Origin of the sequence: Paraburkholderia sp. RAU2J, from assembly GCF_003634845.1 — a bacterium.
GTDB lineage: Bacteria > Pseudomonadota > Gammaproteobacteria > Burkholderiales > Burkholderiaceae > Paraburkholderia > Paraburkholderia fynbosensis.
This window is the reverse complement of sequence record NZ_RBXG01000001.1, coordinates 3,062,058-3,084,538: the sequence shown is the minus strand read 5'-3', so window position 1 is coordinate 3,084,538 and position 22,481 is coordinate 3,062,058. Positions and strand designations below refer to the sequence as shown.

The 22,481-nt window shown below is 64.3% G+C and carries 19 protein-coding genes and 1 pseudogene; 6 read left to right on the top strand and 14 right to left on the bottom strand.

Annotated features, from left to right (window positions below; translation table 11 throughout):
* Positions 1 to 67: 67 nt before the first annotated feature.
* On the bottom strand, positions 68 to 1,669 hold the full coding sequence (locus B0G69_RS14115) for an ABC transporter ATP-binding protein (RefSeq protein ID WP_121317825.1): 1,602 nt from the start codon (positions 1,667 to 1,669) through the stop codon (positions 68 to 70).
* 250 nt (positions 1,670 to 1,919) lie between these two features.
* Here B0G69_RS14115 and B0G69_RS14110 point away from each other — a divergent pair, with 250 nt between their 5' ends.
* Positions 1,920 to 2,852 carry a LysR substrate-binding domain-containing protein gene (locus B0G69_RS14110; protein WP_121317823.1) on the top strand — a complete coding sequence of 311 codons (933 nt, stop codon included), beginning with the start codon at positions 1,920 to 1,922 and terminating at the stop codon, positions 2,850 to 2,852.
* Between the two features lie 85 nt (positions 2,853 to 2,937).
* Here the strand turns inward: B0G69_RS14110 and B0G69_RS14105 are convergent, their stop codons facing one another.
* Entirely contained in the window at positions 2,938 to 4,335 is a 1,398-nt protein-coding gene (locus B0G69_RS14105) for an 8-oxoguanine deaminase (protein WP_121317821.1), read from the bottom strand.
* A gap of 516 nt (positions 4,336 to 4,851) precedes the next feature.
* On the opposite strand from B0G69_RS14105, the gene uraH reads away from it, so the two are divergent.
* The 4 genes from uraH to B0G69_RS14085 all read left to right on the top strand — a co-directional run bounded on the left by uraH (position 4,852) and on the right by B0G69_RS14085 (position 8,562).
* Positions 4,852 to 5,205, top strand: coding sequence for a hydroxyisourate hydrolase (uraH, locus tag B0G69_RS14100; protein ID WP_121317819.1), 354 nt, complete (start codon positions 4,852 to 4,854; stop codon positions 5,203 to 5,205).
* A gap of 283 nt (positions 5,206 to 5,488) precedes the next feature.
* Positions 5,489 to 6,682 carry a urate hydroxylase PuuD gene (locus B0G69_RS14095; RefSeq protein ID WP_121317817.1) on the top strand — a complete coding sequence of 398 codons (1,194 nt, stop codon included), beginning with the start codon at positions 5,489 to 5,491 and terminating at the stop codon, positions 6,680 to 6,682.
* Positions 6,683 to 6,952: 270 nt separating this feature from the next.
* The gene (locus B0G69_RS14090) at positions 6,953 to 7,219 is read left to right on the top strand and encodes a helix-turn-helix transcriptional regulator (RefSeq protein ID WP_121317815.1); all 267 of its coding nucleotides are present in this window, start codon (positions 6,953 to 6,955) and stop codon (positions 7,217 to 7,219) included.
* On the top strand, positions 7,216 to 8,562 hold the full coding sequence (locus B0G69_RS14085; protein WP_121317813.1) for a type II toxin-antitoxin system HipA family toxin: 1,347 nt from the start codon (positions 7,216 to 7,218) through the stop codon (positions 8,560 to 8,562). The genes B0G69_RS14090 and B0G69_RS14085 overlap by 4 nt, the downstream gene beginning before the upstream one ends.
* Before the next feature lie 111 nt (positions 8,563 to 8,673).
* Here B0G69_RS14085 and B0G69_RS14080 read toward each other — a convergent pair whose 3' ends face one another.
* From B0G69_RS14080 to B0G69_RS14030, 11 genes are all read right to left on the bottom strand, one after another.
* Positions 8,674 to 9,186, bottom strand: coding sequence for an ureidoglycolate lyase (locus B0G69_RS14080; protein ID WP_121317811.1), 513 nt, complete (start codon positions 9,184 to 9,186; stop codon positions 8,674 to 8,676).
* On the bottom strand, positions 9,183 to 10,196 hold the full coding sequence (alc, locus tag B0G69_RS14075; protein ID WP_121317809.1) for an allantoicase: 1,014 nt from the start codon (positions 10,194 to 10,196) through the stop codon (positions 9,183 to 9,185). The genes B0G69_RS14080 and alc overlap by 4 nt, the downstream gene beginning before the upstream one ends.
* Before the next feature lie 83 nt (positions 10,197 to 10,279).
* Entirely contained in the window at positions 10,280 to 10,801 is a 522-nt protein-coding gene (uraD, locus tag B0G69_RS14070; protein ID WP_121317807.1) for a 2-oxo-4-hydroxy-4-carboxy-5-ureidoimidazoline decarboxylase, read from the bottom strand.
* Positions 10,798 to 11,748, bottom strand: a complete 951-nt coding sequence (gene puuE, locus B0G69_RS14065; protein WP_121317805.1) for an allantoinase PuuE — start codon at positions 11,746 to 11,748, stop codon at positions 10,798 to 10,800. The genes uraD and puuE overlap by 4 nt, the downstream gene beginning before the upstream one ends.
* Positions 11,749 to 11,976: 228 nt before the next feature.
* On the bottom strand, positions 11,977 to 12,807 hold the full coding sequence (locus B0G69_RS14060) for an aspartate/glutamate racemase family protein (RefSeq protein ID WP_121317803.1): 831 nt from the start codon (positions 12,805 to 12,807) through the stop codon (positions 11,977 to 11,979).
* 52 nt (positions 12,808 to 12,859) lie between these two features.
* On the bottom strand, positions 12,860 to 14,341 hold the full coding sequence (locus tag B0G69_RS14055) for an NCS1 family nucleobase:cation symporter-1 (protein ID WP_121317801.1): 1,482 nt from the start codon (positions 14,339 to 14,341) through the stop codon (positions 12,860 to 12,862).
* A gap of 377 nt (positions 14,342 to 14,718) precedes the next feature.
* Entirely contained in the window at positions 14,719 to 15,456 is a 738-nt protein-coding gene (locus B0G69_RS14050) for a GntR family transcriptional regulator (RefSeq protein WP_121317799.1), read from the bottom strand.
* 324 nt (positions 15,457 to 15,780) lie between these two features.
* Entirely contained in the window at positions 15,781 to 16,707 is a 927-nt protein-coding gene (gene ldcA / locus B0G69_RS14045) for a muramoyltetrapeptide carboxypeptidase (RefSeq protein ID WP_121317797.1), read from the bottom strand.
* A gap of 26 nt (positions 16,708 to 16,733) precedes the next feature.
* Positions 16,734 to 17,483, bottom strand: coding sequence for a tRNA adenosine(34) deaminase TadA (tadA, locus tag B0G69_RS14040; RefSeq protein WP_347232472.1), 750 nt, complete (start codon positions 17,481 to 17,483; stop codon positions 16,734 to 16,736).
* A complete protein-coding gene (locus B0G69_RS14035) occupies positions 17,480 to 17,878 on the bottom strand; it encodes a DnaJ family domain-containing protein (protein WP_121317795.1) in 399 nt (132 codons plus the stop codon). Before B0G69_RS14035 ends, tadA begins: the two co-directional genes overlap by 4 nt.
* Before the next feature lie 370 nt (positions 17,879 to 18,248).
* The gene (locus B0G69_RS14030) at positions 18,249 to 18,854 is read right to left on the bottom strand and encodes a 2'-5' RNA ligase family protein (RefSeq protein ID WP_121319396.1); all 606 of its coding nucleotides are present in this window, start codon (positions 18,852 to 18,854) and stop codon (positions 18,249 to 18,251) included.
* 170 nt (positions 18,855 to 19,024) lie between these two features.
* On the opposite strand from B0G69_RS14030, the pseudogene B0G69_RS41825 reads away from it, so the two are divergent.
* A pseudogene (locus B0G69_RS41825) lies at positions 19,025 to 19,209 on the top strand (biotin synthase); the annotation flags it as partial.
* Between the two features lie 192 nt (positions 19,210 to 19,401).
* Here the strand turns inward: B0G69_RS41825 and B0G69_RS14025 are convergent.
* Positions 19,402 to 21,819, bottom strand: coding sequence for a glucose/quinate/shikimate family membrane-bound PQQ-dependent dehydrogenase (locus B0G69_RS14025; RefSeq protein WP_121317793.1), 2,418 nt, complete (start codon positions 21,817 to 21,819; stop codon positions 19,402 to 19,404).
* Between the last annotated feature and the right edge of the window lie 662 nt (positions 21,820 to 22,481).

The window sequence follows — 22,481 nt, the reverse complement described above, 5'->3', positions numbered from 1 at the left end:
GTGTGATTTGTTGGTTCTGGTGGTGAGGCTCGAACGACGTGGCTCGCCTCTTCTCGCTTCGCGCGCTTTACGCGTGCGCCGCCTGTTCCGCCGACGGCGCCGCGCCCTCGCGCGCGCCGAACAGACCCGCCATCCAGCGGCCGATTTCCTCGGCATTGGTCGCCCCCGTCGCGCGTACCGGCGAGAGCCGGCCGCCGGCGAGCACCGCGAGGCGATCGCAGATGTCGAACAGCTCTTCCAGCTCCTCCGAGATCACCAGAATCGCGACGCCGCGTGCCGCCAGATCGAGCAACTGCTGACGGATGAACGCCGCCGCGCCGACGTCGACGCCCCATGTAGGCTGCGCGACCACCAGCACTTTGGGCGCCTGCAGGATTTCGCGCCCCATGATGTATTTCTGCAGATTGCCGCCGGACAGACTTTGCGCAAGCGCTTCCGGGCCGCCGCAACGCACGTCGAAGGCGTCGATGCAGCGCTTCGCGAACGCTCGCATCGCGCCCGCCTTGATCCAGCCCGAGCTGACCATCTGCTGACGATGCGCGGTGAGCAGCGCGTTCTCCGATAGCGACATGGCCGGCACCGCGCCACGACCCAGGCGCTCTTCCGGCACGAAGCCGAAACCGAGCGCGCGCCGGCCGCCCGCGCCGAGGCGCCCGGCTGCCTTGCCGCAAAGCGTGACCGCGTCGGCGCGCACGCCGCGTTTTTCACCGGACAGCGCCGAGAGCAACTCCGCCTGGCCGTTGCCCGACACGCCCGCGATGCCGAAAATCTCGCCCGCATGCACGCCGAACGACACGTCGTGCAGCGACGTGCCGAACGGGTCGTCGCTCTCCACCGACAACTGCTTCACGTCGAGCAGCACGGCGCCCGGACTGTGCTCGCGCCGCGTGTAATCGGGCAGCGAATGGCCAACCATCAACTGCGCGAGCGACGCATGGGTCTCGCCCTTCGGCTTCACGTGACCCGTCACACGGCCGCCGCGCATCACGGTCGCGCTGTCGCACAGCTCCTGGATTTCGTCGAGCTTGTGGCTGATGTAGAGAATGCTGCAGCCTTCGGCCGCCAGCCGCCGTAACGTCGCGAAGAGCTTTCTCACCGCTTGCGGCGTCAGCACCGAAGTCGGCTCGTCCATGATCAGCAGGCGCGGGTTCTGCAGCAGACAGCGCACGATCTCGACGCGCTGCCGCTCGCCCACCGTCAGGCTGTGCACGTGACGCTGCGGATCGATGTCGAGCCCGTAGTCAGCCGAGACTTCACGGATGCGTTTGGAAAGCGTCTTCAGGTCGAACGGTTCGTCGAGTGCGAGCGCGATGTTTTCGCCGACCGTGAGCGTCTCGAACAGCGAAAAATGCTGGAACACCATGCCGATGCCGAGCTTGCGCGCCGCCGCCGGGTTCGCGATCTCGACCACTTCGCCTTCCCAGCGAATCTCGCCGGCGTCAGGCCGCACCGCCCCGTAGATGATCTTCATCAGCGTGCTTTTGCCGGCGCCGTTTTCGCCGAGCACCGCATGGATCTCGCCCGGGGCGACGATCAATGTGACGTCGTCGTTGGCGCGCACCGCCGGGTACTGTTTGCTGATGCCCTCGAGCATCAGCCGGGGCGCCGCCTGTTCCGGCCTCGCTGCCGGCTGCGCGGCGGCGCCGTCGCTATAAGAAGAGTCGCTCATGTGATTCCGTAGTGCGTCAGTGACGTCCGGTTCCGGCGCGTCCGTCCACCTTGGCGGCGGACGATCCGTCACCACAACCGGTTGACAATACCTAATTCGACCCGCTCAGTCGAGCCGTCAAAATTCCCGCAAACCCGCGCCGCAGCGCGCTCTGCGGGTATGCCACCCTTGACGTCGATTTTCGTTCATATTAAAACGCATATACCCCCACGCCCGTTCGATCAGCCAGAACATATATTTCGGAGAAGTCATGAGCCAGCAACGCGAGGCGATCGATACGTACCTACTGCGCGTCTTGCACACCTTGCTGATGGAGCGCAGCGTCACCCGCGCGGCCGTCAAGCTGAATCAGTCGCAACCTGCGATCAGCGCGGCGCTGCGCCGCCTGCGCGACATCACCGGCGACCCGCTGCTGGTGCGCGGCAAATCCGGCATGGTGCCGACCGAGTACGGCCTGCGCCTGCTCGAACCGGTACAGAACGCGCTGCGCGAAATCGAACGCATCAAGTTCCAGCAGCACAACTTCGATCCGGCGACCTCGATCCGTTGCTACCGGATCGGCTGCCCGGACTACCTGAATGTGCTGTTCGTGCCGACGGTGGTCGAACGTTTTCGCCAGGCCGCGCCCAACGCGACGCTCGAATTTCACTCGCTCGGGCCCGCCTTCGACTACGAACTCGCGCTCGAGGACGGCAAGCTCGACATCGTGGTCGGCAACTGGCCGGAGCCGCCGGAGCAACTGCATCTGTCGAACCTGTTCGTCGATCAGATCGTCTGCCTGATGAGCAGCACGCATCCTTTCGCCAAACGCGGCGGCCTCACGCTCGACCAGTACCTGAACGCCCCGCATCTCGCGCCGACGCCTTATTCGGTGGGCCAGCGCGGCGCGATCGACGTGCATCTCGCGCGCGAGCGCCTGAAGCGTCACGTGGTCGTCACGTTGCCGTACTTCAATCTGGCGCCGTACGTGCTGATCAAATCCGATCTGATCTTCACCACGACGCGCCTCTTTGCCGATTACTACGCGAAGTTCCTGCCGCTGACCGTGGTGCCCGCGCCGCTCGATTTCCCGCCCATGCAGTACTACCAGCTGTGGCACGAACGCGTGCATTACTCCGACGAAGTGCGCTGGCTGCGCAGTCTGGTCGCCGAAGCGACCAGGACGTTGATCGACAAACCCTGACGCCTCGTTTTCAGCTGTTGCGCGGGTGGCGGGCGTGCCGCGCATGACGCTGGCATCCCTGCTCGCTTTCCCGCACTTTCTTCTTCTACGCCGCCGCCTCGTAAAGCGTCTTCGCCAGCCGGTTGTGCTGCTCGATGACCGGCCCGAGGTCGAGCGTCGTCAACTGGCCGTCTTTCACCACCACCTTGCCGCCGATCACGCTATAGCTCACCTGTGAAGGCGCACAGAACACCAGCGCCGCGACCGGGTCGTGCAACGCGCCCGCAAACAGCGGCTGACGCAGGTCGAACGACACGAAGTCCGCCGCCATGCCCGGCGCGAGCGCGCCGATGTCGTCGCGATTGAGCACCTTCGCGCCGCCCAGCGTCGCGATCTCCAAGGCGTCGCGCGCGGTCATCGCGTCCGGCCCGAAACCGACCCGCTGCAACAGCAACGCCTGGCGCACTTCGGCGACCATCTGCGCGCCGTCGTTCGAAGCCGAACCGTCGACGCCCAGCCCCACCGGCACACCCGCGAGACGCATCCGCCTGACCGGCGCAATGCCCGAGGCAAGCCGCATGTTCGAACATGGACAGTGCGCAACCCCGGTGCCCGTGCGCGCGAACAGTTCGATGCCCGCGTCGTCGAGTTGCACACAGTGCGCATGCCACACATCGTGGCCGACCCAACCGAGATCTTCCGCATACTCGGCGGGCGTCATGCCAAACTTCTCGCGGCTGTATGCGACGTCGTTGACGTTCTCCGCGAGGTGCGTATGCAGCGACACGCCATAGTGACGCGCCATCGACGCCGACTCGCGCATCAACTCGCGGCTCACCGAAAACGGCGAGCACGGCGCGACCACCACCCGCAGCATCGCGTAGCGCCCCTCATCGTGATACGTCTCGATCAGCCGCTGCGTATCTTTCAGGATGTCCGCTTCACGCTCGACCACCGAATCCGGCGGCAAACCGCCGTCCTTCTGCCCCACGCTCATGCTGCCGCGCGCCGCATGAAAACGCATGCCGATCCGCCGTGCCGCCGCAATGCTGTCATCGAGCCGGCTGCCGTTCGGATAGATATACAGATGGTCGCTCGACGTCGTGCAACCGGACAGCAGCAGTTCGGCCATCGCCGTCAGCGTCGAGACTTCGATCATCTCCGGCGTGAGATTGGCCCACACCTTGTACAGATTCGTGAGCCAGCCGAACAGCTCGGCGTTCTGCGCGGCGGGCAACGCGCGCGTAAGGCTCTGATACATGTGGTGATGCGTATTCACGAGACCCGGGATGACCAGGTGGCCACGCAGGTCGAGCACTTCGTCGGCGGTGGGCGGCAACTGCGCCGTCGGCCCGACCGCGACGATGCGGTTGTCCTCGATATACAGACCGCCGTCGCGCAGTTCGCGCCTCGCGCCGTCCATCGTGACCAGCACCTCAGCGTGCTTGACCAGCATCGTTTTCTTCGCCTTTCCCGATTGCTGCGCCGCCTGTTCCATCGTCATTCGTTTTCTCCGCTTCAATACTTCCGTGCAAAGCCGCTCGAACGCGATGTGACGGCACGCCAACCGCGCCGCCGCGTCCCGTCGAACGCCGTTGGCCCGGTTACCCGGCGTGTTGCGCCGTCTTCGGGGTGTGCCGCAGCGGGTTCGTCTCCGCCGCGGCGCACAGGTGTAACCTTCGACGGCCAAAATAAGCATGGCAACTCGCGCCAATGCGATACCCAACCTCACGCTATCGATATAGTGGGCCTTTTTTGGCGCCGCTACGATCGAAGCGACGCGCAGCAGTCGAACCAGGCAACTCGCTGCGGCTTTCGACGGGCTGTCCAACATGCGCCAGGTATTATCTTTCCTATCTCGCGCGCGCTGAACGGAACAACCTTTTTACAATGGCTGCCACGGCGCTCGCTTCAATTCGCCGACGGGTATGTAGCCACTGACGTGGAGCCTCGATCCGCCGCAAACGTATCTGGATCGGGCTGCCGCCGAAACCTCGCAAACACACAAGGAAAATTGCGAATGGGAAAGCTCACTACCCATGTGCTCGACACCGCGAACGGCCGTCCCGGCGCGGGCATCAAGGTCGAACTCTTCGCGCTGGCGGGCGACACGCGCCGCGCGCTCAAAACCACCACCACCAATGACGACGGCCGCTGCGACGCGCCGCTGCTGGAGGGCGACGCGCTCGTCGCGGGCGAATACGAGCTCGTGTTCGGCGCGGGCGACTACTTCGCGTCGATCGGCACGAAAGTGCCCGAGCCGCGTTTCGTCGATCGTGTGGTGCTGCGCTTCGGCGTGGCCGACGCCGCTGCGCATTATCACGTGCCGCTGCTGGTGTCGCCGTGGTCGTACAGCACGTATCGAGGCAGCTAGGCGGCGTTGGCGCCGGCCATGTCCGATTGCATTGCGCAGATGCTCGCCGGCACTTTCCTGCTGCCTCGCGAGCACCCGCGAAACGCATTCGAACGCGCGTGGCCTCTCCCGAGCCGACGGACCTGAGACCCATAAAAAAATCGACGCCGTGCGAACTGAGCGCACCGCGTCTTCGACCCCGGGCTCAGCGCGCTGAGCCCGGACGGCCCGAGATCCGTCGGACGGGTCCAGCGAGGCGCCGAACGTCATCGCGCATACAACGAATCAGAAGTGGAGGAGTGTCATGGAAGGCTTTATCACCGACTGGTTGAATCTCGCGATTCGCTGGTTCCACGTCATCGCCGCGATTGCCTGGATCGGCGAGTCGTTCTATTTCGTCGCGCTCGACAACAGCCTCAAACCGCCGCAGGATCCGAACCAGCGCCGGCGCGGCGTGTTCGGCGAACTGTGGCACGTGCACGGCGGCGGCTTCTACAACATGCAGAAGTACACCGTCGCGCCGCCGGAAATGCCCGACGATCTGCACTGGTCGAAGTGGCCGTCGTACACCACGTGGCTGTCGGGCTTCGGCCTCTTCACCGTGCTGTATCTGTTCTCGCCGACCACGTATCTGATCGATAAGAACGTGCTCGACATGGGTCCGGTGGTCGCCGTCGCGTCGGCGATCGGCTTCCTCGCGGCCGGCTGGATCGTGTACGACTCGCTGTGCCGCATTCTCGGCAACCGCGACAAGGCGCTCGGTATCTGCGTCGGCGTGTACGTCGTGATCGCCGCGTGGCTCGCCTGCCATATCTTCGCGGGCCGCGCAGCCTATCTGATCATGGGTGCGATGCTGGCGACGATCATGTCGGCCAACGTGTTCTTCGTGATCATTCCGGGCCAGCGCAAGATGGTCGACGCGATGCTCAAAGGCAACACGCCGAACCCGATCTACGGCAAGCGTGGCAAGCAACGCTCGGTGCACAACACGTATTTCACCTTGCCGGTGGTGTTCGCGATGCTGTCGAACCACTACGCGATGACCTACACGCATCCGTACAACTGGGCCGTGCTGCTGGTCATCATGCTGGCGGGCGCGCTGATCCGCCAGTTCTTCGTGATGCGCCACCGCGGCCAGGTGCTGTGGTACCTGCCGCTCGTCGGCGTCGCGCTGATGTTCTGCGCCCTCTTCTGGACCATGCCGAAGCCGCTCGTGCCGCAAGCGCAGGCCGCGAACGCGCCGGCGGTCAAGGTGGCCGACATCGCGCCGGTGCTGCAACAGCGCTGCGTGGCCTGCCACTCCGCGCATCCGACGATGATGGGCAGCGCGCCGGCCGGCGTGCTGCTGGATACGCCCGATGAAATCTCGCAGAACGCGCAGCGGATCTATCAGCAGGCTGTGACGTTGAAGGCGATGCCGCTCGGCAACGTGACGCACATGACCGACGACGAGCGGATGAAAATCGCGGCCTGGTTCGAAGGAGGCGCGGCCAAGTAAGCGCGGCGGCCGGACGCGAGGTTCGGCTTGCCATCGACGCAGCGGCACGAAGCGGGCTTTTCGCGCGAGCGGCAAGCCCGCTTTTTCGTCCTGAGGGGCGTGGCTGGGCACGGGTCGGGACGCCGCGCCAATATGTAGCCCTTGGGCCACAAAATCGCGCGAAAATTGATAAAATGTAGCCCGTGAGACACAAATTTAAAAAAATGATTTTGTAACCGATGGGCTACAATATGAATACCAATCGCCGAAATTGATGCCTTGGGGCTACATATGACCCATCTCGCCGACGTATCGGACATGCTGAAAGCGCTGCGGCGCGAAAACAACCTGTCGCAAGAAGAACTGGCGCGCCGCGCCGGTGTGGCGCGCACCACCGTCGCGCGCATGGAAACGCTCGCCCGCAACGACATGAGCGTGTCCGTGCTGCTGCGTCTGCTCGAAGCGGCGGGCTACGACCTCAAGTTCGTCGCGCATGGGCACGGGCGCACGCTGGAAGACATCCTCGCTGAGCAACGCAGCCCGGAGCCGAACCCATGAGGCTCGACGTCCAGGTGCTGGGCAGGAACGTCGCCACGTTGTTTCGCGAGCGCGACGACTACGTCCTCAAATACAACGCCGACGCCCGCGCCACCGACTTCGTCAGCCTGACCATGCCGGTGCGCGAAGAAGCCTGGCGCTGGCCGCGCGACCTGCATCCGTTTTTCCGGCAGAACCTGCCTGAAGGTTACCTGCTGAATCTGATCCGCGAGCAGTTCGGTCCCTTGCTCGACGGCACCGACCTGTCGCTGCTCGCGGTGGTCGGCGCGATGGGCATCGGCCGCGTCACCGTGACGCCCGAAGGCGTCGCGCCGGGCACCGAACTGCAGGCGCTCGACGTTCAGGACATCCTGCACGGCGACAACACCGCCGATCATTTCGCGCAGCTCGTGCGCGAATATGCGCGCGCGGCCATCTCCGGCGCCGTACCGAAATTCATCGCGCCGCAGGAACAGGCGGCCGGCGCCGCCGCGCCGCTGGTGCTCGGCAAGCCGACCATCCGAACCAGCCGCCACATCGTCAAGGGCTCGGACGACAGCACGCCGTTCCTCGGCTTCAACGAGTTCTATTCGATGCGCGTGCTGGAACGGCTCGGCGTCGTGCCGGTGGCGCGCACGCAGATGTCGGACGATGGCCGGGCGCTGGTCGTCGAGCGCTTCGACGTCGATGCACAAGGACTGCCCGCGTATGGCGTCGAAGACATGTGCAGCCTGCTGGGTTTGCCGCCGCACGAAAAATACAATTCGACCAGCGAGAAAATGCTCAATGCAGCGCGCGCGTATCTGCTCGATCGCAACAGCATGCGACAGCAGCTCCAGCAGCTCGGCTGGCATCTGCTGACGAACTACGTCGTGCGTAACGCGGACTGCCACACGAAGAACATCGCGCTGTTTTACAGCTCGGTAGACGACGTCGCGTTCACGCCCGTCTACGACATCGTCACGACGCAGGCGTATCCGCGTTTCGCGGCCAATCCGCCGGGCCTGCCGATCGACGGCCGCAAGACCTGGGCGGCCGGCAAGACGCTGGAGCGCTTTTTCAACACGCGCATGGGCATTGCGCCACGGCAGTACGCGCAAATGGTCGAGGCGTTGTGCGATTCGGCGGTCGCCGTCGGTCATGAGGTGATCGAAGCGGCGCGCAATGAACCGCAGTGGCACACGGTCGCGAAGCAGATGCTGCATGCGTGGGACGACGGCATGGCGTCGTTGCGCTCGCCAAAGAAAAGCCTGCAGTTCAAGGGACTCAAACCGGCGCTCGAAGCTGCCGGGTTTTCCGCGCCCGAGCCGGCCGAACGCGCGCGCGAAGTGATCGGGCGCTCGCCGCTGCTGGGTAAGCGCTGAGAGTTCGGGCGTTGTGTCGCGTCGGCGCCTGACGGTCCGTTCCGGCTTCAGGTTCGCGCAATGCAAAGGCAAGCCCGCGGCACACGCCGTGGGCTTTCATCGCTCACCACCTCAAACCGCGACTGCACTCAACGCATCTTCAGTCAACCATAGCGACTCGGCCAGATCCTGCTCATTCAGGTTGAGCCCCTCACCGCCACGATCGACGACGATAAAGTCGCTCACCTCCCCCAACGCGATCAGCGGATGGTGCCACACGCCCTTCGCATAGTTCACGCCCTGCCAGCCGCTCGTGACAAACGCGCGAATCTTCGTCGCGTCCAGCTCACCCGCGGGCGCCACCACGACCAGATACGGCTTGTCGTTTAGCGGCACGAACGCCTGGCTGCCGAGCGGATGACGCTCGAGCATCTTCACTTCGAAGGGCAGCGTGCGCGGCTGTCCGCGAAACAGATTCACGAGCGTGCGGCCGTTCTCGTCCGCGACATCCACTTTCGCGAGATCGTGATAGCGGATCGTCGTGCCGAGGTTGATCGGAATCTGCTTCGCGCCTTCGAGTTCGATCACGTCGCCGAACGCGGCGAATGCTTCCTTCGTCAGCGGTTCGATAGCGAGCGTTTTCATGATGCGAGCGTGCCCCACAGACGCAGACGCGATACGCCGCCGTCCGGAATGATATTGAAGCGAATATGCGTGACCGGCCCGAGCGCCGCGATCTCGCTTTCGAAGAAATGCTGCTTGTCCATCTGCAACTTCTGTTCGCCGAGCAGGACCGGCCAGAACATCGCCTGCGTGATCAGCGAGCTGTCGGTGCCGCCCTTCACGTACGCGGCCTGGATCGAACAGCGGTCCGGATAATTGCCCTTGAAGTGCGCCGTGTCGACTTCGATTTTTCCGATCACGCCCGGCTGCGCCAGTGCGACGATTGCCCAGTCATTGCCCGGCTCGCGACGGCGCCGTGTTTCCCAGCCGTCGCCCATGTTCACACCGCGGCCCGGCATCAGCAGCGTCGACGCCGCGCCGAAGTGCTGATTGTTGGCCGCGACCAGGTATGCACCGTTTTCCATCGCGGCCAGATCGAACTGCTCGGTGCGGCTCGCGCCGGCCCAGTCGACCTGCGGCTGACCGTACACGCGCAGACGCGCGATCCCGCCGTCCGGATAGATGTTCACGCGCAGGTGCGTGTACGCGTTCGCGTCGCTCACGTCGAGATAGTGGTGGCTATTGCCCTGCAACGTGGTGGACGGCACGATCTCGGTCCATTGCGTGGACTGATTCGGCGCGCCGTCGAGCACGCGCGCCGCCTCCACCGATGCCGCCGGCGGAAAGTTGCCCGTGAAGTGGCTGGTGTCGAGGTCGAGCCCTTTGATCACGCCCGGACGCGCGAGCTTCACGACGCACCAGTCATAGCCGCTCACGCGCTTGCGGCGGGTTTCCCAGCCGTCCATCCACTTGCCGTTGTCGTCGTACTTGCCGGGAATGAAGACGGCCGGCTCCGGATTCAGCATGCGCTCCTTCGGGGCGAAGAAATCGTCGCTGGACTCGAGCGCCTGCGCGCCCAGACGCGGGTCCGCCAGGTTCACATAGCGGCGCGTGAATTCCGGTGCGTTGGGGTCGAGAATCGGGAGTGCCATCGTTGTCGTCCTTGAGGTGTGAAGGTGCTGGAAAAACGTTGCGGTTCGAGGGCCGCGATGCGTGCCTCAGGCGTACCTGAGGCCTACGCGTCGATCAGGTCGTCGAGCCGGAAACGTGCGATGCGGTAGATCTGATCGAGGCTCGCGCGCAATTCGTCGGCGTGGCTGTTGTTCACGCGCGCCTCGAAGTTCGCGATGATGCCGTGACGGTCATAGCCGCGCACCGCGAGAATGAACGGGAAGCCGAACTTCTCGCGATACGCGCTATTGAGCGCGAGCAGTTTGTCGAACTCTTCCTGCGTGCATTGCGCGAGGCCCGCACCGCTCTGCTCGCGGGTCGATTCGGCGGTCAGCTCGCCGCGCACCGCGGCCTTGCCGGCAAGCTCCGGGTGAGCGTTGATCAGCGCGAGCCGCTTCTCGTCACCGGCCGTTTCGACGATGCCCGACATCGTGCGATGCAGTTCGTCGATGCTCGCGAACGGCCGTTGCCGCGCGGCGATTTCCGCGACCCACGGCGAGTGCTCGAAAATGCCCGACAGCGCTGCGACGAACGCGTCGGCCGAAATGCTGTTGAGTTGGTCCAGAGTGTATTGCATCGCCTTCATGCGGCCGCCCCGCGCTTGTTTGGCTGGTAAGGATGATGTTCGCGCCAGTGCCGCGCGATATCGACACGCCGCGTCACCCACACACGATCGTGCTGTTCGATATGGTCGAGAAAGCGCTGCAATGCGCGAAAGCGCCCAGGGCGTCCGAGCAGGCGGCAGTGCATGCCGACCGACAGCATCTTCGGCGCTTCGTCGCCCTCTTCGTAGAGCACGTCGAAGGCGTCGCGCAGATAGGTGAAGAAGTGGTCCGCGGTGTTGAAACCTTGCGGGCTCGCGAAGCGCATGTCGTTGGTGTCGAGCGTGTACGGCACGATCAGTTGCGGCACCCGCGCGCCGCCCGTCACGTCGACGTCCATCCAGAACGGCAGGTCGTCGCCGTAGTAATCCGAGTCATACAGGAAGCCGCCGTATTCGGCCACCAGCCGATGCGTGTTCGGGCTGTCGCGCCCGGTGTACCAGCCGAGCGGCCGCTCGCCCGTCACGCGTTCGAGCGCTTGCATGCCGAGGCGCATGTGCTCCGCCTCTTTCTCCGGCGATACGTCCTGATAGTGAATCCAGCGATAGCCGTGGCACGCGATCTCATGGCCGAGTTCGACGAACGCGCGCGCCACGTCGGGATGCCGCTCGATCGCCATGCCGACGCCGAACACCGTGAGCGGCAGCTTGCGCTTTTCGAATTCGCGCAGGATGCGCCAGACGCCCGCGCGCGAGCCATATTCGTAGATCGACTCCATGCTCATGTGACGAGCCGGATACGCGGCCGCGCCGACGATCTCCGAGAGAAACTGCTCCGAGCCGGGGTCGCCGTGCAGCACGCAGTTTTCACCGCCCTCTTCGTAGTTCAGGACGAATTGCACCGCGACACGCGCTCGCCCCGGCCAGTTGGCCTGCACCGGGTGGCGGCCGTAGCCGATCAGATCGCGTGGGTAGTTCGGGTCGAGTGGCATGGTTTGACGGATGCGTGGTGACGGTACGGAAAATTCGCGCGGGCGCTCACACTGCAGGCACGTGGCGCAGCCTGTGCATGAGCATGCGGGCGGTGCTTGAGTCGCTCGCCGCCACCGACCCAACCCTCTGAATCAGCGGCGAAAAAGCACTTCAGGCACCCGCGCCGAGTTGAGCCAGTGTAGCGAAAACACCCGGCTGCGCCCATACACCCGGCCAGATAGTGCGTGTCAGACGGGATGTATGTGCTGGCCCGGCGCGCTAGCGTTTACCCGCAGCGGATCGGCGGTTTCGGCGCCGTGCGGCCGCTGCGGATCCGGATCAGCCGGCGCCGGGCCGAACGAGGCCAGCGCGCCGTCATAGCGCTTGGCCAACGGCCTGGCGTAGTCGCCGCGCTTGGCCGTCGACAGGCGCAGTGCGACCAGCGCCTCCGTCCATTTCACCGCGGCTGTCACGCCTTCGATCACCGGCGCGCCGAGCGCGTCCTCGATCTCCGCGCACAGCTCGGCCATGCCCGCACAACCGAGCACGATCGCGTCCGAGCCGTCCTCGGCAAGTGCACGCCGGCATTCGTCGAGGATGATGCGGCGCGCGGCCGAGCCAGGCTTGTCGAGATCGAGCACGGCGACGTCGGTCGCGCGGACGTTGCGGCAAAAGCGCTTCATGCCGTAGCGCTCGGCGAGATGCCACGCCATGCCGCAGGTGCGCGCGAGCGTCGTCACCACCGAGAAGCCTGGAGCCAGCACGCTCGCCGCGTGCATCGCCGCCTCCGCGATGCCGATCACCGGGCCGCGCGCGAGCTCACGCGCCGCGTATAAGCCGGGGTCGCCGAAGCAGGCGATCACGTAGCCGTCGCAACCCTCGCGCTCGCCCGCGGCGACTTCGGCCAGCAGGCCTGGTGTGGCGAGCGCTTCGTCGTAATAGCCCTCGATCGACGGTGGCCCCATGGTCGGATTCACCGCGATCACTTCGGTGCCGGGCGCGGCGACTTCACGGGCGCAGCGGCCCATGGCGTCGGTCATGCGTTGCGTCGTATTCGGGTTGATCAGTTTGATGCGCATAGGAACTCCTGTTGACGCGCTCCGAACGGAGCCCGCCTGGGGACTGCGGGATTCAACGTGCGAGTACGCGATAGAACAGCGCACCGAGACCCGCGCCGATGAACCACGAGAAATTCGCCATACCGTCGAGCCCCGGCATCATCACGCAGACTACCGCGATCAGCGCGGCCGGCAACAACGCGGCCACCGCCCGGTAGTTGACGCCGTTGCGATACCAGTACGAGCCGGTGGGCCCGACCGTGTACAGATCGTCGAGCACGATCTTCTGACGCTTCACGAGGTAGTAGTCGACGATCAGGACGCCGTATAAAGGGCCGATGAAGCTGCCGAGCACGTCGAGCGTGTAATGGATCACCGCCGGGTTGTTGAACAGATTCCACGGCGTGATGAAGATCGATGCCACCGCTGCGAGCATCCCGCCCGCACGCCAGCTGATGAGGCGCGGCGCGACGTTCGAAAAATCGAAGGCCGGCGAGACGAAGTTGGCCACGATGTTGATGCCGATCGTCGCGATCGTGAAGGTCAACGCGCCGAGGATCACCGCAGTCGGATAATCGATATGGCCGACCGTTTCGACCGGGTCCGTGATCAGCTCGCCGAATACCGGCAGCGTCGCGGCGGTCGTGATCACCGTCACGAGCGAGAAGGCGAGGAAGTTGACCGGCAAGCCCCAGAAGTTGCCGCGCTTCACGCTGCGAAAACTTTTGCCGTAGCGCGAGAAGTCGCCGAAATTCAGCATCGGTCCGGAGAAGTACGAGACCACCAGCGAAGTCGCCGTGATCATGACCGGCACCACCTCCATGCCGTGATATTTGACGCCGCCCAGGTTGATGCCGATGTTGCGCCATCCCGCGCGATACACCATGTAGCCCGCCAGAATGAACATCACCACGTAGACGGCGGGACCGGCGAAGTCGATGAATTTCTTGATCGTCTCCATGCCATGCCAGAACACCAGCGCCTGCAAGACCCACAGCAGCATGAAACCGGCCCAGCCGAGCGTCGACAGGCCCATGAAACCATGGTGATGAACGTCGGCATAAGGCAGCAACGACGGCACGAACTTGAGCACGACGATCACCAGCGCGCTCGAGGCGAGATAGGTCTGAATGCCGTACCACGCGACTGCGATCAGCCCGCGAATCACCGCGGGAATATTCGCCCCGAGCACGCCGAAGGTGGCGCGGCACGCGACCGGGTAAGGCACGCCGTTCGCCTGGCTCGGTTTCGCGATCAGGTTGCACAGCAAGTTGACGATCGTGATGCCGACCAGCAGCGCGATCAGCACTTGCCAGCTCGTCAGGCCGAGCGCGAACAGACTGCCCGCGAACACGTAGCCGCCGACGCTGTGCACGTCCGACATCCAGAACGCGAAGATGTTGTACGCGCCCCAGGTTTGATTGCGCAGCGGCGCGAGATCTTCGTTGTAGAGCCGCTCGCTGTAGCCGGCCGGCATCGACGGATCGGCTTGCGCGCCGTCGTCGACATAAGTGGACATCGAGGGATTGCCGGGCGCTGCACTGAACTGAGCCATGATTCCTCCTTGAGATGGGACCGTCGATAGCGCATCGAAGGACGTTGCACCGGCCATCCCGGTCGCGCCCTCCTCGTCCATATGGAATCGAGAAAGCCTGCGCCATCCGGTGGGCCGTGCCGCGGGCGTCTCCGTACTGAAGTACTTGTGGTTATCGCATCGCCAGCCGCCGCGAATTCCCGGCGATGCGTCGCTGCTCGAAAGTCGGTCGCGTGGCGACGGACGTGCGTGCGCAAGCCGGCAGCGCTCACGCCGAGCCGCCTTGCAACGCCTGATTCGGTTCAGTTCAATTCAGTGCCGCGCGCGCCGCTGATGGACGCGTGCCTGTTCCTGCTGATTCGTGCTCGTGGGTGCCGCCGCTCCTCTTGCTGCGTGCCTCAGCCCGGAGTCGATCCAGCTTTGGACGCCTCTTTCGATGCCGAGCCCAGCACGCCGAACACTTCATGCAAATCCGCCGCGCCACGTGCGGGGCGATCCAGCATTTTCAACTCGACGCTTTGCAGATGGCGCGACATCAACGCCGCCGCCTCTGTCGCATCGCCCGCGTCGAGCGCGGCGAGAATGGCTTCATGGTCTTCGAACGAGCAAGGGCTGCGCCCAAGCGACTCATACAGCGCGGAAATCAGCGTCGAGCGCGCGACCAGTCCATTCAGACAATCGCACAGCACGGCGTTGCCGGTAAGCCCCGCCAGCTCGGTATGAAACTCGCCCGACAGGCGAATCCATGCCGGGAAATCACGTGTTTCGAACGCCTTGCGTTCACGGCCGATCATGCTGCCGATGCCCTTCAATCGCCGCATGCCGTGACCGCTGCAAATCTTTTCGACCACCGCGAGTTCGATGATGCGGCGCATTTCGAACACCTCGTGCACTTCCTGCAGCGACGGACTCGCGACGAACGCCCCGCGATTCGGTTCGAGATCGACGAGGTGGTCGGTCGCCAGTTGCGCGAGCGCCTGACGGATCGGACCGCGCTTCACACCAAATACTTCGCACAACTGTGCTTCTGTCAGCTTGGCGCCGGGTGCGAGCCGATGTTCGAGGATCGCGGCGCGGATGCGCTCTGCAATCGCTTCGGGCTTCGAACTGTTCGCGGCGGCGTCTGTGTCGGGCATATTTGCGTCTCGGTATGGTGGTCATCATAGGATGGACATAAAGATTGTCAACAATTTTTATCTCGAATTTCGACAATCTTCAACGTCAGGCTGAGCGGGCGGTCAAGCGGCACGCGGCGTTGTGAGGCCCGGCTTCAACATGAGTTTAATTAGGTGGCGTGGAGGCTGTCCATTGAGTGCGCATTTTGTCAACAAAACGCGCGCGCCTTCGGTGGACTCGCCCGCATGCGGGCGGCGCAAATGATTGACCGTTAGTTGCATTTTTGAATTAAAAAAGAAAGCGGGCTAGCGTCCGCTTCGCTCCAGATCGATCTAGCCGTCAGTTCAGCCGAGACACGGATAGCCGGACAGGCTCAGTTTGAACCCACGCGCATCGGCGACGAGATGCGCGTCCGCGCCCACCGGCAACGTCAGCATGTTGCGGACATGCCCGAACTGCAGCCCCGTGACGACCGGAATGCCGATCAACGACCTCACCTGCTCGATCATCGCGTTCAGGTCATAGCCATTGTCGTAGTCGTACGCTTTGCTGCCCGAGAAGTCGCCGAACACGAGCGCCTGCTGCTGCGCGAGGATGCCGGCCAGATGCAGTTGATAAATCATCCGCTCGACCCGGAACGGCTGCTCGTTGACGTCCTCGATGAACAGGATGCCGCCCTGCACCGGCGGCATATACGGTGTGCCGATCAATGACGTCAGCACCGCCAGATTGCCGCCCCAGAGCATGCCCGACACGTCGACCGGCTGCGCCTGCGGCGTGTTGCCCGTCACCGTCATGGTCGGCTGCGACACGGCGGACCAGAAGTGCTGCATCGTGAATTCGCTGAGATCCTCCGCGCCGAAATCGCTCATCAGCATCGGGCCGCCGAACGTTTTCAAGCCGGCGCGCGCCAGCAGCGCGAGCTGGATCGCGGTGAAATCGCTATGCCCGACGAGCGCGACAGGTTGACCGGCGAGGCGCCGTTGCAGCCCTTCGTAGTCGAGCCCGTGCAGGATGCGCACCGCGCCGTAACCGCCGCGCACGGCCAGCACCACGTCGGGCAGTTGGCGCGACGGATCGGCGAGCCGGTTCAGATCGGCCGCGCGCTCGCCATCGGTGCCCGCGAAGCGCTGATAGCGGCGCTTCGTCGCCTCTTCGCCGCCGACCTCGTGCCCCTGCGCATGCAGACGACGCAACGCGCGATGCAGCACCTCGGGGTCGTGCGGATAGCCGGACGGCGCGATCAGTTCAATAGTGCGGCGGACGGTCATGGGCAAGACCTGCTGGTGGTGGTTGTTTAGTGCGGCTCGGTGCGGGCCGGTTCGCTGTCTGCTTCGGGATCTGCTTCGCCGCGTGCCGCCGCGCGCGCTGCGCGGCTCGCTCGGCGCCGCTCGGCGAAGAACGACTTGAGCGCCGCGCCGCATTCGGCTTCGAGCACGCCGCCGCTCACCGCGGTGTGATGATTCAGTTGCGGATGCGCGAACGCATCGACGACGCTGCCGCATGCGCCGGTTTTAGGATCGCGCGCGCCGAACACGACGCGGGCGATGCGCGCGTGCATGATCGCGCCGGCGCACATCAGGCACGGCTCGAGCGTCACGTAGAGTTCACAGCCCGGCAGCCGGTAGTTCTCGACAGCTTGCGCGGCGGCGCGCAACGCGACCATTTCCGCATGTGCCGACGGATCGTGCGCGCCGATCGGATGATTGAAACCTCTCGCGATGACTTCGTCGCCGCGCACGAGCACCGCGCCGACCGGCACTTCGCCGGCCGCGCGTGCTTCCTCGGCGGCAGCCTGAGCGAGCATCATGAAGCGGCGATCACGTTCGGAGAAAATGGCTGGCGCGGGCGGATCGACGGGTGTGCCAGCGTCGGGCGCTGGCGTGCCGCTGTCAACCGCCGACGCTACGAAAACGTCGGCCGCGTCGGGACACGCCGATATCGATTCGTTAGACGCGACCGGCTCGCCCGGCGTTTCATGGGATTCGCCGGATGCCGGCTCCGGCCGCGGCCCTGAGGCGGCGTGGTGGACGAGCGCGTCGCTCACCGCGAACCCACGTCAGCCGTATTGAGGTTGCCGGCGCGCTCCGACAGCCGCTCGGCGATTCGCCGGCAATAGTCGCGCGGCAAAACCAGCGGGCCGCCGCGCAGCGATTCGAGTGCCATATCGAGCGCCAGCATGCGCGCCTGGAGACAGCAACGGGTAGCTTGGTCGCTCACGGCATTCAACTCCGTTTGCAGGTCGCGCAACGCGCGCAACTGCTCGACAGCGGGCGGCACGAAGCCCGCGTTCTTCAGGATCCGGTTGGCGACGCGCACCTCTTCCGGGACCCACGCATCGTCGTCCTGGGGCAGCGGCGCACCCGCGCCCGGCAAGTCGTCGAATTCGCCACGCGCGGCGGCGGCAATACGCTGTTCGACAAGCGCATCAAGCAATTTCATCTGCAATCCACTACGTTGCGGCCCAAGCATTCTATCAGGGAGCGCACGACCGTTCTGCCCGTCTGGCGGACAAAACGCGCCGGCTTTCAGATATTGCGTATTTGGCAGACACATAGAGACGGCAACGCTGAAAGACCCGACTGGGTACGCTTCTGGTGGAGGCGACCGGGCGCTGTAAGAGCCGCCTGCGCGCACGACGCTGCTTGCGCTGCCTGCTGCCTCCCGCCTGCTCCTGCCGTTGCCCCGCTCCTTGCTTCAAGGTAACCGAAATCGTGCCATCCGTCGCAATCGAACGACTTATTCGCCACTCGCTTGCGGCGTGCGCCGCCTCGTTGACTGACGCGCGTCCTCACGCCCATGCCGTCGCACATCACGACTGAGCCGCCGTCAACGGCCAACGCGCCAGTGCGACATGGCGCGTGCGTCCAAGCAAACTGTGTATCAACGCAAACTCGCGCACGTTCCAGCACACGGATTCAACGGGACGCTCCGCCGCCCAGGGCATGCCATACGCCAATGTGACGTGCGGCACATAGGACGTGACCACTGAACCGGCGCGCCCCCCAAAACCAGCATGCTCCAACGCTTGCCCCAGCGCGTCATGAAGCGCACGAAGACCGGCGACGCCCCCGCGACCGGTCAACACCAGAGGACCCGGCCGGGGTTTCGACGCAAAGCTCGCGACGGCGTCGAATTCGACCGTGAATGGCGCCATGCGAATCGACGCGGCGGCCCGCATCGCGGCATCGACCTTATCCGGAGGCAGGCCGCCTGCGAAATTCCCGAGATGCAGCAATGTCACGTGCAGACGGTTAGCCGCAAGCGGTTTGCTGCGTACGCGCGTGCCCGCGCAGAGTTCTTGCGCGGACTTCGACATAGTGGCCGCCGTATTGGCGTCGGGGAAGACCGCGAAAAACAGACCGTCCGTTGGCGTCGGCGGCGCCTCGAGTCCGGGCAACCATAGTTGTTCAGGCATTTCGTTCGTCACCGGGTAAAAGCCGGCATAGAGGAATCTTCCTTCGTGTTCAAGTTCGTGCGCGCCTGACCACGACGCATCAGTAACACCCCGTGTTTCCCGGATGGGACCACATGAACTCACGTTCCGCCCCCCGAACAATACTGTACATTCATACAGTATCCGCGGCAATGTGGAACTGCGCAAGAAAGCTCGAAGTGTTGAACGACGCCGCGAAATACGATGCGGCACGTGCAAGCAGTGGCGTCCTGAAAGCCGGCTCGCGTGGCATCGTCGGGTTGGACGTTTGCATCGGCGCGGGCATTTGCACAGTTTTACGCCGCAAGGCCGCTGCATGCCGTCGCTTGAAATACTGCGCGCCAGTATCTGTTGATACGGTCGAGACAACAGGAATTGCAGAGTCAGTTGGGCAGTGCGGAACGTTCCGGCGTCACACGGCCGTTGCGCAAAGCCTTTTGGCTACCTTGCGCGCCGACACCCCGCGAAGGCTTCGCGGCATCTGCGCCGATCGCCGGCACAGATGCCGCAAGGCCCCCGCGCCTGGCAATCAAGGCAGCGCGTAAGCCATCACATAGTCGCCGAGCTTCGTGCCAAACGAGCCATGTCCCCCCGCGGCAATCACGACATACTGTTTGCCATTCGCTTCATAGGTCATCGGCGTGGCTTGGCCGCCTGCGGGCAAGCGGGCCCGCCACAACATGTCGCCGGTATCCGTGTCGAACGCGCGGATGTAGTTGTCGGCGGTGGCGCCGATGAAGAACACGTGGCCCGCCGTCGTCATCGGGCCGCCCAGCATCGGCATCCCCATCTTGAACGGCAGCGGCAGCGGCGTACTGTCGCGCACGGTGCCGATACGCCTCTTCCAGACGATCTGATTCGTCTTCAGATCGATCGCCGACACATAACCCCACGGCGGTTGCTTGCACGGCAAACGGGTCGGCGCGAAGAACGGATTCAACTCGACGCCGAACGGAGTGCCGTACTGAGGCTGAATGCCGATTTCGGTGCCGGTGCCGCCTTTGGCGTTCTTATCCGGTTCGATCGGATTGCCCGGGCCGCGCGGAATCAGCTTCGACACGAACGGCAGTGCGATCGGATTCGCAATCGCGATCTGCCGATCCGTATCCACGGCAAGGCCACCCCACTCGAACATGCCAAGGTTGCCGGGGAACACCAGCGTGCCCCGTTCCGATGGCGGCGTGAACGTACCGTCATAGTCCAGATGGTGGAACATCACGCGGCACACCAGTTGATCGAACATCGTGGCGCCCCACATATCGGCGCCCGTCAATTTCCGGCTCGGCCGGAATGTCAGATCGGAGAACGGCTGCGTCGGCGAAACATGATCGCCTGCTGCGGCGCCTTGCGGGACCGGCCTTTCCGGCGCCGGTACGACGGGCTTGCCGGTGCGGCGGTCGAGCACGAAGATGTTGCCCGTCTTGGCCGGCGCGTAGACGACCGGCACGACATTGCCCGATTGATCGGTGATGTCGGCGAGCGTCGGCTGGGCCGGCAGGTCCATATCCCAGAGATCGTGATGGACGGTCTGATAGAACCACGCCAGTTTGCCGGTGGTCGCATTGAGCGCGAGCAGGCCGCTTGCGAAACGTTCCTGCTCCGGTGTGCGATTGCCGCCCCAGATGTCCGGCGTGGTCACGCCCATCGGCAGATAGACCAGATCGAGCTTCGCGTCGTAGACGGACGGCGCCCACGAATTCGGCGAATTGAGCGAATAACGTTGACCTTCGCCGAGCACCGCGTTCGGCTCTTTCGCGCCCGGATCGAATGCCCACAGCAGCTTGCCCGTGCTGACGTCGAAACCGCGAATCACGCCTGAGGGTTCGCGCGTCGAGTAATTGTCTTCGACGGCACCTGCGATCACGATCACCTTGTCGGTAATGACCGGCGGCGAGGTCGGCTCGTATTGACCCGCTGTCGTCACCGGCTGGCCGGCTTGCAGATCGAGGTCGCCGTTGGTCGCGAAATCCTTGCACAACTGGCCGCTTAGCGCATCGAGCGCATACACGTGACCGTTGTTCACCGGAAGATAAATCCGGCGCGCGCACATCGCGGGCGCCGCCGACGGTGCCGCTGCCTCGCCGTTATCGCCCGCCCCGGCGGCCGTCAGGTCGTGATACGACACCCCGCGACATGTCACGTGCTGGAAGCTCGGATCGGTTTTCAGCTTCGGATCGAAACGCCACTTTTCCTGGCCGGTCGCGGCGTCCAGCGCGAACAGGATCTGGTGCGGCGAGCATAGGTACAGCAGGTTACCTATTTTAATCGGCGTGACTTCATCGGTGATTTCGCCCGGGTCGGTCGAACGCTTCATGTCGCCGGTGCGGAAGGTCCACGCCTCTTGCAGATTCTTGACGTTCTCCGCGTTGATCTGCTTGAGCGGCGAGTAGCGCGTGCCGTGCTGGGTGCGACCGTATGCAGGCCAGTCGGCGTCCGGGATAGAGGCGGCTGTGGCGGTGGCCGCCGCGGGCGCGGACGCGGACGCGGACGCGGACGCGCTGCTCAGCGTGCCGTTGAGTTCCTGCGGATCGTTGAAGACCGCATAAACCAGCACGACGCCGCTGACGATCAATGTAGCGCCGAGAGCCATGGCCGGCGTCCTGGCCGGCGCGTCGAAGCGGCGATAGACGAATGGCAACAGCAGCCAGATGCCGAAGATGACCAGCACGCCCAGACGCGGCGTCAGCGCCCAGAAGTCGGTGCCGACTTCCCACAGCGACCATCCGACGGTGCCCAGCAGCAGCAATGCATAGAGACCCAGCGCAAACGGTTTGCGGCGCTGGACGAGAACGGCCGTGACCAGCATGACGATGCCTGCGATGACGTAGTACGGCGAGCCACCGCTCACCACCAGCCAGACGCCGCCGACGAGCAGATACAGCCCGGACAAGGCAGCGAAGACGACAGTCAGCACGCGTGCTATCGAAGAAGATTCGGATCTTTGCATCCTGATTACCTCTGTAGTTGGGAATGCCGCGTCGGTTGGAGACGAAACGCCTGGCGAGCGAAATGGCCTGAACTCTCTGGAGACCGGATTGACATGCACCTGCCGCCTAGCACGATTCGTACCTCCAAGCGTCGCGAGTTGGACTGCGCTATGCGGCTCGCATGGCTGAGCGGCATCGGGTTGGCAGCAGCGTGTTCATTGACCGGGGAGACCGTCATGACACATTCTCCATTCATTGCATGTCGCGCACGTTGCCTCTTTGCCTGCTGTGCGCCAGCACCATGGTTGTGAACCCGCCCATTGACGATGATAGTCGAGCGATCGCGAGTCATCGAGGGATGTGTGAGTGAACGCGCGTCCCGAGGAAGCGGGCGGCGGCGGTGCGGACATCCTGCCGCTGTCGGCGGCAATGCTTACACCCGGTGCTAACACGAGCGCGGCCGCGATTACGTCGGCGCACCCCAACTGCACGGCTCAGCCGCCAGGACGTCACGCTGACTTCGGGCTCAACCGTCGAGATTTCACTGAACAGCACCGCAACCGGACTAGGCGTGCAGGTCAAAGCCGCCAATCGCGCACAGAACTCCTCGGACCGCAGCTCGCTCGCCGGTCTTTCCAGCGCGTTTCAATCCGCTATCGGTGGACTGACTGAACGAGGTTCC